14 protein-coding genes are annotated in these 14546 nt (G+C 63.5%); 2 read left to right on the forward strand and 12 right to left on the reverse strand.

Going from position 1 to position 14546, the window contains the following annotated elements:
* Positions 1 to 11: 11 nt before the first annotated feature.
* The 12 genes from KZO25_RS07725 to radC all read right to left on the reverse strand — a co-directional run bounded on the left by KZO25_RS07725 (position 12) and on the right by radC (position 12590).
* A complete protein-coding gene (locus tag KZO25_RS07725; protein WP_223136505.1) occupies positions 12 to 1895 on the reverse strand; it encodes an EAL domain-containing protein in 1884 nt (627 codons plus the stop codon).
* 183 nt (positions 1896 to 2078) lie between these two features.
* Positions 2079 to 3758, reverse strand: coding sequence for an NAD-dependent malic enzyme (locus tag KZO25_RS07730; protein ID WP_223136506.1), 1680 nt, complete (start codon positions 3756 to 3758; stop codon positions 2079 to 2081).
* 96 nt (positions 3759 to 3854) lie between these two features.
* Positions 3855 to 5060: a YeeE/YedE family protein gene (locus KZO25_RS07735; protein ID WP_223136507.1), complete on the reverse strand. Its 1206-nt coding sequence runs from the start codon at positions 5058 to 5060 to the stop codon at positions 3855 to 3857.
* A 182-nt stretch (positions 5061 to 5242) separates the two neighbouring features.
* Complete coding sequence (locus KZO25_RS07740; RefSeq protein ID WP_223136508.1) at positions 5243 to 6268, reverse strand: tryptophan--tRNA ligase; 1026 nt, start codon at positions 6266 to 6268, stop codon at positions 5243 to 5245.
* Positions 6269 to 6598: 330 nt separating this feature from the next.
* Positions 6599 to 7714: an alanine dehydrogenase gene (gene ald / locus KZO25_RS07745; RefSeq protein WP_223136509.1), complete on the reverse strand. Its 1116-nt coding sequence runs from the start codon at positions 7712 to 7714 to the stop codon at positions 6599 to 6601.
* A 171-nt stretch (positions 7715 to 7885) separates the two neighbouring features.
* Positions 7886 to 8320, reverse strand: a complete 435-nt coding sequence (locus tag KZO25_RS07750) for an acyl-CoA thioesterase (protein ID WP_223136557.1) — start codon at positions 8318 to 8320, stop codon at positions 7886 to 7888.
* A gap of 9 nt (positions 8321 to 8329) precedes the next feature.
* Entirely contained in the window at positions 8330 to 8644 is a 315-nt protein-coding gene (locus tag KZO25_RS07755) for a DUF2007 domain-containing protein (protein WP_223136510.1), read from the reverse strand.
* Between the two features lies 1 nt (position 8645).
* Positions 8646 to 9848 carry a class I SAM-dependent rRNA methyltransferase gene (locus KZO25_RS07760; RefSeq protein WP_262488898.1) on the reverse strand — a complete coding sequence of 401 codons (1203 nt, stop codon included), beginning with the start codon at positions 9846 to 9848 and terminating at the stop codon, positions 8646 to 8648.
* 82 nt (positions 9849 to 9930) lie between these two features.
* Complete coding sequence (mutM, locus tag KZO25_RS07765; protein ID WP_223136511.1) at positions 9931 to 10758, reverse strand: bifunctional DNA-formamidopyrimidine glycosylase/DNA-(apurinic or apyrimidinic site) lyase; 828 nt, start codon at positions 10756 to 10758, stop codon at positions 9931 to 9933.
* A 131-nt stretch (positions 10759 to 10889) separates the two neighbouring features.
* Entirely contained in the window at positions 10890 to 11045 is a 156-nt protein-coding gene (gene rpmG / locus KZO25_RS07770) for a 50S ribosomal protein L33 (RefSeq protein WP_066451035.1), read from the reverse strand.
* Positions 11046 to 11072: 27 nt separating this feature from the next.
* Positions 11073 to 11309: a 50S ribosomal protein L28 gene (gene rpmB / locus KZO25_RS07775; RefSeq protein ID WP_066451038.1), complete on the reverse strand. Its 237-nt coding sequence runs from the start codon at positions 11307 to 11309 to the stop codon at positions 11073 to 11075.
* Between the two features lie 606 nt (positions 11310 to 11915).
* A complete protein-coding gene (gene radC / locus KZO25_RS07780) occupies positions 11916 to 12590 on the reverse strand; it encodes a RadC family protein (RefSeq protein WP_223136512.1) in 675 nt (224 codons plus the stop codon).
* A gap of 127 nt (positions 12591 to 12717) precedes the next feature.
* Here radC and coaBC point away from each other — a divergent pair, with 127 nt between their 5' ends.
* Both coaBC and dut read left to right on the forward strand, forming a co-directional pair.
* Positions 12718 to 13989, forward strand: a complete 1272-nt coding sequence (gene coaBC, locus KZO25_RS07785; RefSeq protein WP_223136513.1) for a bifunctional phosphopantothenoylcysteine decarboxylase/phosphopantothenate--cysteine ligase CoaBC — start codon at positions 12718 to 12720, stop codon at positions 13987 to 13989.
* A 46-nt stretch (positions 13990 to 14035) separates the two neighbouring features.
* Positions 14036 to 14530, forward strand: coding sequence for a dUTP diphosphatase (dut, locus tag KZO25_RS07790; RefSeq protein ID WP_223136514.1), 495 nt, complete (start codon positions 14036 to 14038; stop codon positions 14528 to 14530).
* The last annotated feature ends 16 nt before the right edge of the window (positions 14531 to 14546 follow it).

Genomic DNA, 14546 nt, shown 5'->3' on the forward strand with positions numbered 1-14546 from the left:
TCTCGAGCTTTCTACCGCTTGCCTGAAGAGCCGGGCGGGGCGAGGCCAGGGACCAACGCACGTCGACACAATGCGGGCACCTCCCCGGCAGAGACAGGTCGGGCAATGAGGAACCCTTGGGCAAAACGGCACCCTTGATCAATCAGGCATGCCAGCTGCTGCTCATCCTCAACCCCTTCTGCCACCGTCTCGAGACCGAATGCATCAGCCATGCGGATAATCGACCGGGCAAGTGCCAGCTCCTTTTCTCCCCCGGGCAGACGCTCGATGAAGGATCGATCGATCTTCAAGCCGCTGATGGGAAGGCGGCATAGATAGGAAAGCGACGAATACCCGGTGCCGAAGTCATCGATACTCAGATGGATCTTCGCCTGTGTCAGTAATGCCAGATTGCGTGCCAGCAGCGGACTATCCGACACCAGGGAGTGTTCCGTGATTTCAAGCCAGAGTAGCCCGGCATCGATATCTTGGGCATCCAGCATGGCCAGCAGGTCTCTGGCAAAATCCGGATGCTGCAGCTCCGCTGCGGCCACGTTGATGGCAACCGGAATCCGGCACTGGCCCAATTGCTGCCATTGCCGAATCTGTTCACAGGCTGCCTGCTGGACCCAGCCTCCCAGCAGGTGGATCAAGCCACTCTGCTCGGCAATGGGAATGAAGCGATCCGGACCGACCCTGCCCAGCTCTGCATCTTCCCAGCGACAAAGCGCCTCCACAGCAGCAACCTGGCCGGTCCACAGATCGATGATGGGCTGGAAGGCCAGCTCCAGGCCGCAATTTTCCAGGGCGAGCTGAAGCCGTGACTCGATCCTCAGCCGCTCCGAGATATCCAGCGCCTCCTCATGGGTAAAGAAGCAGATACCCGGCGTCTCCCCACTTGCCGTGAAACGAATCGCCGCCGATGCCCGCTCGATCAGCCCCGCCGGCGTCGTGCCATGCTGGGGAAAGACACTGGCACCGATCTTGACCTGCAGGTAGTGCTGGCGCCCCCCAGCCAGAAAGGGACGGCTCAACTTTTCTCTGGCCTGACTGGCCATGGCATCGATGTATCGATCATCACCCTTGTGAGGCGAAAAGCAGAGAATGAACTCATCAGCCTGAAGGCGTGCCAGGGTGCCGCCCGGCGGGCACAGGGCCTGAAGGCGCTTCCCGAACTGGCAGAGCAGGTCGTCCCCGACCTCACTACCGAAACTCTGGTTGATCAAGCGCAGTCCGGAAATATTAAACAGCAGCACACCGACGGGGCGTTCCTCGCCGTCGGCCCACTCAGTCAACTGACTCAGGCGGTCCTGCAGCAGGCGGCGATTGGCCAGGCCCGTGAGTGGATCGTAGTAGGCTGAAAACTGAATCGAGGCGCGCACAATCTCCAGATCATGGCGGTGTGCGATTTCACTTTCGAGCAGATCACCAAATTCCCTGAGGCGGCGACACTGCGCTTCGTCGAACGAGCGTGGCTTGCGGTCCAGCACGCAGAGGGTGCCCAGCGGCTGGCCGGAAGGGCCGTGGACAACAGCGCCGGCATAGAAGCGAATACCGGTACCGCCTGTCACCAGGGGGTTACCCGCAAAGCGAGAGTCTTCCCGGGCATCGGGTACCACCATGACATCATGGCCATTGATGGCGTGGGCGCAGAACGAGATGTCGCGACTGGTTTCACGCATGCTCAGCCCACAGCTGGACTTGAACCATTGGCGATCACGATCGACCAGGGTAATCAGTACGATGGGGAAGTCGAAGATATCCGCGACCAGATTGGTATAGCGGTCAAAACGCAGGTCGGAGGTATTGTCGAGAAGCTTGAGGCTGTGCAGCTCCTCCAGCCGCGCTGCCTCGTCGGACGGTATATCGGGTGCCATGTAGGCGGTAGTGCTGTCCCCTTCGTCTGTTTCTGCCACCTTCCCCCCCTGCCGGCCTTCCTTCGATAATCGCCAGCCTTTCTTTGCAGCCTAGAACAGCTGGCGTCCGCTTGCCGGCCAACGCGCTGCATTGAATCAACGCTACACGCGGCGCGTCGACTGGCATGAGACCAGGAAAGGCCACGCCGAACCTCGGCGTGGCGCAGCGCTGTCAAGTTCCACTCAGAAAGAACGGCGACGATAACGCCTGTATTCCGGCTCCCAGCTGCTGCGCTCGATGGCCTGACGCAGCTTGATGCCGTCGGTCTTGAGCGCGACACCTTCACCCTGGGCCTGGGCGGCGACGTCGAAGGCGATGGCCTTGGAGAGCTCGCGGATCTGCGAAAGCGCCGGCAGCAGGGCACCCTCCCCGTCCTTGACCAGCGGTGCTTCCCGTGCCAATGCACGTGAGGCGGCCATCAGCATGGCATCGGTGACGCGCCTGGCCCCGCTGGCCACGACTCCAAGGCCGATGCCGGGAAAGATATAGGCGTTGTTGCACTGGGCGATGGGGTAGGTCTTGCCATCGTAGACCACAGGCTGAAAAGGGCTCCCGGTGGCTACCAGCGCATGGCCGTCGGTCCAGTTCAGGACATCCCAGGGTGTCGCTTCGGCGCGGGAGGTTGGGTTGGAGAGCGGCATGATCAGTGGCCGTTCACAGCCGGCATGCATGGCACGCACGACCTCCTCGGTAAAGATGCCCTTCTGGCCGCAGACACCGATCATGACGGTGGGTTTCACCTGCCGAGCCACTTCGGCCAGTGCCTGCCCATCCCAGCCCTCGGTCATGGCGGGGTCGTGTGCCAGCCGGCGTTGGAAATCGCGCAGCCAGGCCTGGTCACTGGTGACCAGGCCTTCCCGGTCCACCATGAACACGCGCCCTCGCGCTTCTCGCTCGGAGAGGCCTTCCGTCTGCATTGCCACCACGACCTGTTCGGCAATGCCGCAGCCCGCCGACCCGGCGCCAACGAAGACGACACGCTGATCCGCCATGGTCTCCCCCCGCGCCTGGCAGGCAGCCATGAGGGTGCCGACGCATACCGATGCCGTGCCCTGAACGTCGTCGTTGAAGCAGCATAGCTCATGGCGATAGCGTTCCAGCAGCGGGACAGCGTTTGCCTGGGCGAAATCCTCGAACTGCAGCAGAACGTTGGGCCAGCGACGCTTCACCGCATCGATGAACGAATCGACGAAGGCGTCGTACTCCTCCTGGGAAATTCGCGGGTGCCGCCAGCCCATGTACATGGGATCGTCCAGCAGCGCCTGATTGTTGGTGCCCACATCGAGCATTATCGGCAGCGTATAGGCGGGACTGATGCCACCACAGGCGGTATAGAGCGCCAGCTTGCCGATGGGAATCCCCATGCCGCCGATGCCCTGGTCACCGAGGCCGAGAATTCGCTCGCCATCTGTCACGACGATGACCTTGACCCTGTCTTTGGTAGCACTGCGCAGGATGTCGTCCATTCGCTCCCGGTCCGGGTAGGCAATGAAGAGGCCCCGGTGGTTACGATAGATATTGGAGAACTCTTCACAAGCCTGCCCCACCGTAGGGGTATAGATGATTGGCAGCATCTCCTCGAGATGCTCGGAGACCAGTCGGTAGTAAAGCGTCTCGTTGTCGTCCTGAATGGCCCTCAGGTGAATATGGCGATCCAGGTCGCTGTGACATTGCCGGTACTGCAGATAGGCTCGCTCGGCCTGCTCTTCGATGGACTCCACGTTCTGCGGCAGAAGGCCGATCAGGTTGAACTCCAGCCGCTCTTCCTGGTTGAAGGCACTGCCCTTGTTGAGTAGCGGCATCTCGAGCAGCGAAGGGCCGGAATAGGGAATGTAGAGTGGGCGTCTTTGTTCGGTGGTCATCTGTGATCTCGATGCGTTGACTGGAATCCGGGCTACGGGCGCTCTAACGGCGCCTTGCCACCAACTTTATCATGCTCCGCCCCGTCCGGGGCCGGCTCAACTACCCTTTACCCGTGGCGGCTGGCTCGGCCCACCGGAAAAGAAGAGGGGGCGCAGCCTGACACCCACCATGTTGCCGGCGAAGCCCGCCACCAGCCACACCCAACCGTGCAGGCTACCCGAGGCAATGCCGCTGAAATAGGCGCCGATATTGCAGCCGAAGGCCAAGCGAGCCCCGTAGCCAAGCATCAACCCGCCGATCACTGCGGCAGCCAATGATTTCAGTGGAATACGAAAGCTGGGGGCGAACCGCCCGGCCAGGGTGGCCGCCATCATGGCGCCGAGGATGATGCCCACGTTCATGACCGTGGTGATGTCGCTCCATACGCTGGCGCGAAGCGCCGCGGCATTACCGGGTGCCTGCCAGTAGCCCCAACCGCTGACGTCGCCGCCCAGCAGCTCATAACCCTTGGCACCCCACAGTGCAAAGGCCGAGGTAATACCCCAGGGCCGCCCGGCCAGAGCCAGCGTGGCGAAATTGAGCAGCGCCAGCGCTACGGCCCCAGCCAGCAGCGGCCAGGGGCCCACGAGCCAGCGCTGGTTGAGAACATTGACCCTCGGCGCCTCTTCGAGCTGGCCATGACGGCGCTTCTCCATGATGACGGTGACCAAGGCGATAGCCGCAAACAGGGCCAGACTGACCAGAATCCCGCCACCGGTGCCAAATTCATTCACCAGGGAAGTCGGCTGGAATGCCGGCAGCGCCATCGACCAGCTGAAATGGGCGCTGCCGATCACCGAGCCGACGATGAAGAACAGCAGGGTGATCATCATGCGGGCATTGCCGCCGCCGGCGGTAAACAGGGTGCCCGAGGCGCAGCCGCCGCCCAGCTGCATACCGATGCCGAACAGGAAGGCGCCCACCACCACCGAAACGCCGATGGGCGCGACGAATCCTGTCACTTCGCGACCGAACAGGGTGCCGGCACCCAGCGCAGGAAAGAACAGCAGCACGGCAATGGCCAGCATCACCATCTGGGCACGCAGGCCACGGCCACGGCGCTCGCTGATAAAGACCCGCCAGGCGGCCGTGAAGCCGAAGGCGGCATGGTAGAGCGCCACGCCCAGGGCGGCCCCCACCACCATCAGCACACCCATTCTTGCCTCGAAGGCGACACCGATCGCCAGCGCACCCGCCAGTAGCAGCACGGCCAGCACCTGGGAGGCGACCAGCGGCCTGCCCGTCTCCAGCGTCGTGTTCATTAGCTGACTCCCTCGATTGATGCAGCCGAATGGCTCAGGCAACGATACCTATTCGCGAATACTGCGACTCGTTAAGCCTAGCCGCTCGGAATGCGCGGGAACAGTGCGACGGGTAAGTGCAGCCTGAAAGCGCGAGGACGCCCCGTAAGGCGCCCTCATGGTGGTGCGGTTGGTCTGGGCCGTCAGACGAAGCGGCCAAGCCCCGCGGCATGACGCAGACGATCCATGAACGGCGCGGCCTCGGCGCGCGCCCGCTCTGCACCCTTGAGCAGCACCTGCTCGATATGCCCCGGATCCTCCATCAGCGCCAGATAACGCTCCCGGGGCTCACGCAGCTGCTCGTTGAGCATCTCGAACAGCCGGTTCTTGGCCTCGCCCCAGCCGATACCAGCCTGGTACTCCGAGCGCATGGCCGCCGTCTCTTCAACACTGGCGAAGGCCGAGTAGATCTGGAACAGGGTGCAGGTGTCCGGATCCTTGGGCTCACCCGGCTCCAGCGAATTGGTCTTGATCTTGCGCACCAGCTTGAGCAGCTTCTTCTCGGCGACGAAGAGCGGAATGGTGTTGTTGTAGCTCTTGGACATCTTGCGTCCGTCGAGTCCGTTCAGCGTAGCGACGTTGTCGTCCACCACCGCCTCGGGCTGGGTGAAGAAGTCGCCCTTGTAGAGATGGTTGAAACGCCCGGCGATATCGCGGGCCATCTCGATGTGCTGGATCTGATCGCGGCCCACCGGCACCTTGTGGGCGTTGAACATCAGGATATCCGCGGCCATCAGGACCGGATAGCCGAACAGCCCCATGGTGATGCCCTTGTCCGGATCCTGGTTGCCGGCCGCCTCGTTTTCGGCCACCGCCGCCTTGTAGGCATGGGCGCGGTTCATCAGCCCCTTGGCGCAGACGCAGGAGAGCATCCAGGTCAGTTCGGGAATCTCGGGCACGTCGGACTGACGATAGAAGATGGCGTTGTCGGTATCCAGGCCCAGCGCCAGCCAGGTGGCGGCAATTTCCAGGCGCGACTCCTGCACCCGCTGGGGATCCTGGCACTTGATCAGCGCATGCAGGTCGGCGAGGAAGTAGTAGGACTGGACGGTGGGATCCTGGCTCGCGGCGATGGCGGGCTTGATCGCCCCGACATAGTTGCCCAGGTGGGGGGTACCGGTGGTAGTGATGCCGGTGAGAACGCGTGTCTTCTGGGATGCTGCACTCATGAAAGGCGGACTCTGCTAGCGGAAATGCCCGCTATGGTAACGCGAGGAGGCGGACAAGGCGACTGGCCAGGATAGCGGGGCGCCGGGGGCAGGTTGCCAATGAGGTCATTTGCCAGGGAAGGCAAATGTAGCGTCCAGGGAAGGATTTACAGCGCCTCATTGGCAACCTTTGCCGCCGGAACAGCCCCGCTGGCTGCGGCTCAGCCGTACACAGCCAGTTGGGCTTGTTGCCCCACAAGAGCAAGAGGCCTTCCATGGCACCAGGCCTCCACTAAGGCCTGTCCACGGTGCCGCTCGCCAAAGTGCCACTTATTGAGGCGCACTCGACGATTACCGAATCAGGCTAGAGGGGTCGACGCTCTCCAGCCCAAAGGCCTCGGCCACGGCACGGTAGGTGACCTGGCCGTCGTGGACGTTGAGCCCCGGCAGGAAGTGTGCATCGTCGGCAAGCGCCTGCTGCCAGCCCTTGTCAGCCAGGGCGATGACGAAGGGCATGGTGGCGTTGGTCAGTGCCAGCGTGGAGGTCTGGGCCACCGCCCCCGGCATATTGGCCACGCAGTAGTGGACGATGCCATCGACGATATAGGTCGGATCGTCGTGGGTTGTCGCACGGCTGGTCTCGAAGCAGCCACCCTGGTCGATGGCGACGTCCACCAGTACGCTGCCGGGCTTCATGTCAGCGAGCATCGCACGAGTGATCAGCTTGGGGGCGGCGGCACCGGGAATCAGAACGGCCCCCACGATCAAATCGGACTCGCGCACTACCTGGTCCAGCGCATCGGCAGTGGAGAATACGGTTTTCATGCGCCCCTGGTAACGGTCGTCGAGGACTTCCAGGCGTTCAATGGACTTATCGAGTACCGTGACCTCGGCGCCCAGCCCCAGCGCCATGCGCGCCGCGTTCTCGCCCACCACCCCGCCACCGATCACCGCCACCTTCCCGGGAGCAACGCCGGGAACGCCGGGTAGCAGCACGCCGGCACCGCCCTGGGCCTTCTCCAGGCTGTGCGCCCCGGCCTGAACCGCCATACGCCCCGCCACGGTGCTCATCGGCGCCAGCAGCGGCAGGCCACCCTGGCGGTCGGTGATGGTCTCGTAGGCGATGCAGGTGGCACCGCTCTCCATCAAGCCCCGCGTCAGCGTCTCCTCGGCAGCCAGGTGCAGGTAGGTGAACAGCGTCTGGCCAGCTGTCAGACGCGCCAACTCCTCCGCCTGGGGCTCCTTGACCTTGAGGATCAGCTCCGCGTCACGCCAGAGGGTGTCCACCTTTGCCTCGAGGCTGGCGCCCGCCGCCTCGTAGCTGGCATCGGGAAAGCCGGCGCCTTCGCCAGCGCCGGTCTGAACGGCAACCGAATGGCCACGGGCCACCAGCTCCCGCACCCCGGACGGGGTCAGGGCGACGCGATATTCATGGTTCTTGATTTCCTTCGGCACGGCAATCTTCATGGAAACTCCTGAGGCATGGACAGCGTTATTGTTGCTCTTGGCTTCCATTACAGCACAGCCAGTCCATACACGAAGTATCCACGGATCAATACGATAAAAAATCGCAAAACTCAGAATTTGTGCAGAAAATCATCTCATCAGAAAAGCATTTGTCAGGAAATCAACGAAGACTTACTCGGCCACCAGCGCATCGCCATAGGTCGCCGCATACTCGACCGGCAGCCGTCGCGGCCGGCCACTGGAGAGCTCGATACAGGCAAATCGTGTCCGTGCCCGCAGCAGGGTACGGCCGTCGGCCGGGCGTATCAGTTGGAAGCGGCGAGTCAGGGTCAGGCGGCCGTCGCAATCGACGATCCAGGTCGCCAGTTTCAGGCGCTCACCCTCGAAGGCCGGTGCCAGGTAATCGAGTTCGTGACGATGCACGGCCATGGCCCGGTCCAGCGCCCGGTAGCGATCCAGATCGAGGCCCAGGCATTCCGAATGCGCCCAGCTGACCCGCTCGATCCAGCGCAGGTAGGCGGTATTATTGGCGTGGGCATACTCATCGATATCGGTGGCATCGACCTCGATATCGATCACGAACGGGGTAGGCAGATCCCAATCCAGGCTCATCCGTCACTCCCTTGCCGTTCCACACTGCCAACAGGACTCGAAGACCCCCTCAAGGGTTTCACCACACCCCGGACAAGTCCAGTCAGCGCGATCATCGCCTTCTGCCATGGCATCCTGTATCAGCGCCTCGGCACGCGCCCGATTGTGGGGTGCCACCCAGACCTCCGGTTCGCACTCCCCCAGGGGCAGCTCGCCGGCGCCACCGCCCAGGGTCATGTTGCGCAGCTCCACCGGGATATCCGCCGCGGCCAGCACGTTGCGAACGTGGCTGACCAGCAGCGCATTGGAGTGGGCGAAGACGCGAACGTAGGCGTTCATGTCAATCCCTGAACACCCTGACGCCGAAGGCTTTCAAATAGGCCGTTTCAGGAATCGCCGGGTGCACCGGGTGATCCGATCCCTGATGCCCCTGGAATACCACCTGGCCATGGCGGTCCTGATGACGCACCGCTCCCCGCACGACTTCCATCAGCCGCTCCGGCGCCAGGTGCATGGAGCAGGAGGCAGACAGCAGCAGGCCATCGCGGCCCAGCAGCCGCATCGCTTCACGATTGAGCTTGGCATAGGCGCGCTCACCGTTGGGGATATCCTTGCGCTTGCGAATGAAGGCAGGCGGATCGAGGACGATCACATCGAACTGCTCGCCATCCGCCTTGAGTGCCGCCAGGGCCTCGAAGGCGTCACCCTCGCCTACCGCCACCTGCTCCTGCAGGCCGTTGAGGGTTGCGTTCTCTGCGACATGCTCCAGCGCCTGGGCGGAGCTGTCGATGCAGAGCACTTCGCTGGCCCCGTTCGCCGCCGCCTGCACGCCCCAGCCGCCCACATAGCTGAATACGTCGAGCACCCGCTTGCCGGCCACCAGGCCATTGAGCCAGGCGCGATTGGCGCGGTGGTCATAGAACCAGCCTGTCTTCTGGCCGTCGAGCACCGGCACGCTGAAGCGCACGCCGTTCTCTTCCATCAATACCGGGCCGGAGAGCTCGCCCTTGACCACTTCGACCTGTCGTTCCAACTGCTCCTGGCGACGACCCGAGGAGTCGTTCTTGAACACGATGACCCGCGGCGAGAGCACCTTGTCCAGCGCAGCGACGACCTCCTCACCGAGCCGCTCCATGCCAAGGGTGTTGAGCTGAACCACCAGAACGTCGTCGAAGCGATCGATGACCAGGCCGGGGAGCAGGTCGCCCTCACCGTGTACCAACCGATAGAAGGGCTTGGCGTAGAGCCGCTCGCGCAGCGCCAGCGCCTGGTTGAAGCGATGCACCAGCAGCGAGCGGTCGAGACGCATGCTGGGGTCGCGAGAGACGACCCGTGCGCTGATCAGCGAGTTGGGGTTCACGTAGGCCACGCCCATCGCCTTGCCGTTGGCCGCCTCGACAATCACCTGGGCGCCCGGCTCCATGCCTTTCAGCGGCGTCGCCTCGATGTCGATCTCGTTGGAGTAGAGCCACAGGTGGCCGGCCTTGAGGCGGCGATCGGCGTTTTTCTTCAGGCGCAGGTTCTGGGTCACGTTGTTCGTCATGATGCTTCTCGGCAAGTGCGGGCGATGCCTGGCAGCACCCGGAAGTTCAGAAAAAATGGTACCGGTCGACGGCAGCCGCCGATCAGTGCTGGCACTCGATACAGAAAACACTGGCACGCTGCCCCAGGGTCACCAGTCGCAGTTCGCCGCCACAGCGCCGGCAAGCCTGCCCATGACGACCGTAGACGTTGAGCCGCTGCTTGAAATAGCCGGGTTCGCCGGTGCCGCTGACGAAGTCGCGCAGGGTAGTCCCGCCTTGCGTAATGGCGGCCGCAAGCACCTCCCGAACCGCTGCCGCCAGCCGCTCATAGCGCTCGAGGGAAATCCGCCCGGCGGAACGGCGCGGGTCGATACCGGCCAGGAAGAGCGCTTCGGCCGCGTAGATGTTACCCACGCCCACGACCACCGCGTTGTCCATCAGGAACGGCTTCACCGCCATGCGCCGGCCGCGGGAGAGGCGATATAGCCGCTCCCCGTCGAAAGCGCCGGAGAGTGGCTCGGGACCCAGGCGTGCCAGGCGCGGGTCCTGCTCTACCCCACCGGCCAGCCAGTCGACGAAACCGAAGCGGCGTGGATCGTGGTAGCGCAACAGCCCGCCATCGTCGAACACCAGGTCGATGTGGTCATGCTTCTTTGGCAGTTCGCCCAGCCTTGCAATGCGCAGGCTGCCTGACATGCCCAGGTGCCAGATCAGACTGCCGGCCGGCTGGCCGGACTCAATAGGCAGCAGCAGGTACTTGGCGCGCCGCGTCAGATTGCCGATGCGCGAGCCTACCAGGCGATCGATGAAGTCTTCGGGCACAGGCACGCGCAGGCGCCCTTGGCGCACGATGACCTCCACGATCTCGCGGCCCTCCACGTGAGGGGCGATGCCGCGGCGGGTTGTCTCGACTTCGGGAAGCTCGGGCATGGGGTCGCTCGCTCAACTCGGTCGATGGACTGCCCTACGCCGCCCATCAGTGGTGTTTTCACAAACGCCTGAACCCGGCATGGGCCGGGTTCAGAAAACAGGTTTGAACACCTGCGGAAGACGACCAAGGCTTACTTGATCTTGGCTTCCTTGTACATCACGTGCTGGCGGATCACCGGATCGAATTTCTTCATTTCGAGCTTGTCCGGAGTGTTCCGCTTGTTCTTGTCGGTGGTGTAGAAGTGACCGGTACCGGCACTGGACACCATTCTGATCTTGTCACGCATGACTGCTCTCTCCCTGGACTGTATCGCTTAGACGGCTTCGCCGCGCTTGCGCAGATCGACGAGCACAGCGTCGATACCTTTCTTGTCGATGATACGCATACCCTTGGAAGAGACGCGCAGCTTCACGAAGCGATTCTCTGACTCCACCCAGAAGCGGTGGGAGTGCAGGTTCGGCAAGAAGCGACGACGGGTCTTGCGCTGGGAGTGTGAAACGTTGTTACCAGTCACCGGGCGCTTGCCGGTAACCTGACATACTTTGGACATGGGAGCCTCCAACCGCTTGGCCAGGTGATTTCAACCTGAGTGTTCAAAACCTGTCGGGCAAACCGGGAACGAGCCCGTTGTCATTTGACCCAAGGGAATTCAAAGGCTGCACTTTATAGCAGAGTACACCCCGTCAGGCAATAGCAGCCGCGTATTCTACACTCTTTGCCCCCTACTCCCGCAAGCTTTCATGCCCTAGGGCTTTGCCGGCGACAAAGAGTTACCCGCCTCGATCAGCCATCGGGCCAATCTTGAGCCACACTGAAAGAGCTCGGATGGTCAAGACGTTATAAATCGTCCTCCCTTAGCGACTTTCTCCACCAACGTTGCCACGCCGCTGTAGGAGGAAGCTTCAGCTCACGACTGGAGGCCGCAGGCCTCCCGGCAATGTTGCCGAGGTTGGCGGCCATCGCCAGCCCTGAGGCCTCCGCCGAGGCGCCTGGCGGCGCCAGTCGCGATGCGGAGCAGCGCTCCTACAGCTGCTTTTACTTATGCAGGAGCAGCTTCACTAGAAGCGCAGGCCTCCCGGCGGTGTTGCCGACGCCAACGATCACCGCCAACGCGTCGGCCTCCACCAGGCGCCTGCTGAGTCGTAATCAGGAAGAGTTAAAGCCACCCCCTTTCTGCGAAGGACACCACCTCACCGTCGCCCACGACGAAGTGATCCAGCACCCGGATCTCGAACAGCCCCAACGCCTCGCGCAGCCGGTGGGTGATACGCCGGTCGGCATCAGAGGGCTCGGCCACGCCGGAGGGGTGATTATGGGCAAAGATGATGGCACCGGCACCGAGCTCGAGGGCGCGTCGTGCCACTTCACGGGGATAGACCGAAGCGCTGTCGAGGGTGCCGCGAAACAGCGACTCGAACTGGATGACCCGATGCTGGGTATCGAGAAACAGCGCGGCGAACTCCTCGTGCCCCAGGTGACGCAGCTGTGCGGCCAGATAGGCCCGCACCAGGCTCGGCGAGGTCAGGGCATCGCCACGGGCAAGCTGGCTGGCCAAATGGCGCTTGGAGAGCTCCAGGGTCGCCTGCAGCTGGACGAACTTTGCCGTGCCCAGCCCCCGCTCGGCGCAGAAACGCGACTGGTCGGCCTCCAGCAATTGGCGCAGCCCGCCAAACGCCAGCAGCAGGTCGCGGGCCAGGTCGACGGCAGAGCGTCCGGCCACGCCCACCCGCAGGAAGATTGCCAGCAGTTCGGCATCCGACAGTGCCTCGGCACCCAGCGCCAGCAGCTTCTCCCGCGGGCGCTCGCCCTCGGGCCAATCACGAATCGACATCCCTGCCCTCTCCTCATGCATCCTTGTTAACAAGGCATTATAGACGCAACACAAAAGATTACCGCGGCTGCGCCAAGCCCCTCACGATGGTATGGTAAGCGGTCGGATTTCAGTTCAGGAATCAGCCATGTCAACGCTTCCTTCAGGCAACGGGCTGGCTGGTCGGCGCGTCCTTCTCGGTATCAGCGCCGGCATTGCCGCCTACAAGAGCGCTCAGCTCGCCCGCCTGCTCAAGCAGGCGGGCTGCGAGGTGCGCGTCGTCATGACCGAGGGCGCCCAGGCCTTCATCACCCCGTTGACGCTGCAGGCGCTGACGGGAGAGCCGGTGCGCACCTCTCTGCTCGACCCCGAGGCCGAGGCCGGTATGGGCCATATCGAGCTCGCTCGCTGGGCGGATGTGGTGCTCATCGCCCCCGGCACCGCCGACCTGATGGCGCGCCTGGCCACGGGCATGGCGGACGACCTGCTCACGACCCTGTGCCTGGCCAGCGAGGCCGCGAAGGTCATGGCACCGGCCATGAACCAGGCCATGTGGCGCCACGTGGCCACCCAGCGCAACGCCGAGCGCCTGCAGCAGGATGGCTGGCGCCTGCTGGGGCCCGACAGCGGTGACCAGGCCTGCGGCGACGTGGGGCCGGGGCGCATGCTGGAGCCCGAAGCCATCGTTGCAGAACTCCTCGCTCAGCCCGCCGAGACGCCGCCGCAGGAGCTGCCGGCGCAGGGGCTGCATATCGTGATCACCGCCGGCCCCACCCGGGAGCCGCTGGACCCCGTGCGCTACCTCTCCAACCACAGTTCCGGCAAGATGGGCTATGCCCTGGCCGCTTCCGCCGCTCGACTGGGCGCCCGGGTCACCCTGGTGAGCGGCCCGGTGACACAGACGACGCCCGATGGAGTCAATCGCATCGACGTGGAAACGGCGCGGGAGATGCATGAGGCTTGCCTCCGGCTGATCGCCGGGTGCGATATTTTCATTGGCTGTGCGGCGGTGGCCGACTATCGCGTCGACGGAGTCGCTGAGCACAAGATCAAGAAGCAGGAAGGCGAGGATGGCCTGACGCTGAAGCTGATCAAGAATCCGGATATCATTGCCGATGTCGCCCTCAAGCGCGAACCGGCCAGCCACCGCCCCTTGGTGGTGGGCTTCGCCGCCGAGACCCGCGACCTGGAGGCCTACGCCCGGGATAAGCTGACGCGCAAGCAGCTGGACATGATCGTCGCCAATGATGTTTCTGCCGAAGGTCTCGGCTTCGGTGCCGATGACAATGCCGCCCTGCTGCTGTGGCGTGATGGCGAAGGAGAAAGCAGCGAAAGCCTGCCGGCTCAGACCAAGACACGGCTGGCCGACGCTATTCTGAGGCGAGCCCTGAGCTGCCTGCCCGACGGCCCGACGCACTGAGCGCGACAAACGCAAATCGAATGTAGCCGCACACAACGGAACCACCATGCCCGAGACTCAGCCCATACCGCCCGTCACCCCACCGACCGACAGGCCCAGGCTTGCGGTCAAGCTGCTCGACGAGCGCCTGCACGACTACATGCCCCGCTACGCCACGCTGGGCTCCGCGGGCATGGACCTGCGCGCGCTGCTCGATGCGCCGCTGACCCTCGAACCCGGCCAGTGCGAACTGGTACGTACCGGTCTCGCCATTCACATCGGCGACCCCAGTCTCGCCGGCATGATCCTGCCCCGCTCCGGGCTGGGTCACAAGCATGGCATCGTACTCGGTAACCTGGTGGGGTTGATCGACTCAGACTACCAGGGCGAGCTGATGATCTCGACCTGGAACCGCGGCACCACTACCTTCGTACTGGAGCCTTTCGAGCGTCTGGCCCAGTATGTACTGGTCCCGGTGGTGCAAGCCGAACTCGAGATCGTCGATGGCTTCGAGGCCAGCCTGCGCGGCGAAGGCGGCTTCGGCAGCTCGGGGCGTCGCTGATAGTCGAAACACCGCG

The organism is Halomonas sp. ANAO-440 (assembly GCF_019915905.1).
Classification (GTDB): domain Bacteria; phylum Pseudomonadota; class Gammaproteobacteria; order Pseudomonadales; family Halomonadaceae; genus Halomonas; species Halomonas chromatireducens.

Excerpts from the sequence above, each read along its gene's own strand:
- KZO25_RS07730 (WP_223136506.1), bottom strand. The coding sequence starts at position 3,758 with ATGACCACCGAACAAAGACGCCCACTCTACATTCCCTATTCCGGCCCT.
- KZO25_RS07735 (WP_223136507.1), bottom strand. The coding sequence starts at position 5,060 with ATGAACACGACGCTGGAGACGGGCAGGCCGCTGGTCGCCTCCCAGGTG.
- KZO25_RS07740 (WP_223136508.1), bottom strand. The coding sequence starts at position 6,268 with ATGAGTGCAGCATCCCAGAAGACACGCGTTCTCACCGGCATCACTACC.
- ald (WP_223136509.1), bottom strand. The coding sequence starts at position 7,714 with ATGAAGATTGCCGTGCCGAAGGAAATCAAGAACCATGAATATCGCGTC.
- KZO25_RS07755 (WP_223136510.1), bottom strand. The coding sequence starts at position 8,644 with ATGAACGCCTACGTTCGCGTCTTCGCCCACTCCAATGCGCTGCTGGTC.
- KZO25_RS07760 (WP_262488898.1), bottom strand. The coding sequence starts at position 9,848 with ATGACGAACAACGTGACCCAGAACCTGCGCCTGAAGAAAAACGCCGAT.
- mutM (WP_223136511.1), bottom strand. The coding sequence starts at position 10,758 with ATGCCCGAGCTTCCCGAAGTCGAGACAACCCGCCGCGGCATCGCCCCT.
- rpmG (WP_066451035.1), bottom strand. The coding sequence starts at position 11,045 with ATGCGTGACAAGATCAGAATGGTGTCCAGTGCCGGTACCGGTCACTTC.
- rpmB (WP_066451038.1), bottom strand. The coding sequence starts at position 11,309 with ATGTCCAAAGTATGTCAGGTTACCGGCAAGCGCCCGGTGACTGGTAAC.
- radC (WP_223136512.1), bottom strand. The coding sequence starts at position 12,590 with ATGTCGATTCGTGATTGGCCCGAGGGCGAGCGCCCGCGGGAGAAGCTG.
- coaBC (WP_223136513.1), top strand. The coding sequence starts at position 12,718 with ATGTCAACGCTTCCTTCAGGCAACGGGCTGGCTGGTCGGCGCGTCCTT.
- dut (WP_223136514.1), top strand. The coding sequence starts at position 14,036 with ATGCCCGAGACTCAGCCCATACCGCCCGTCACCCCACCGACCGACAGG.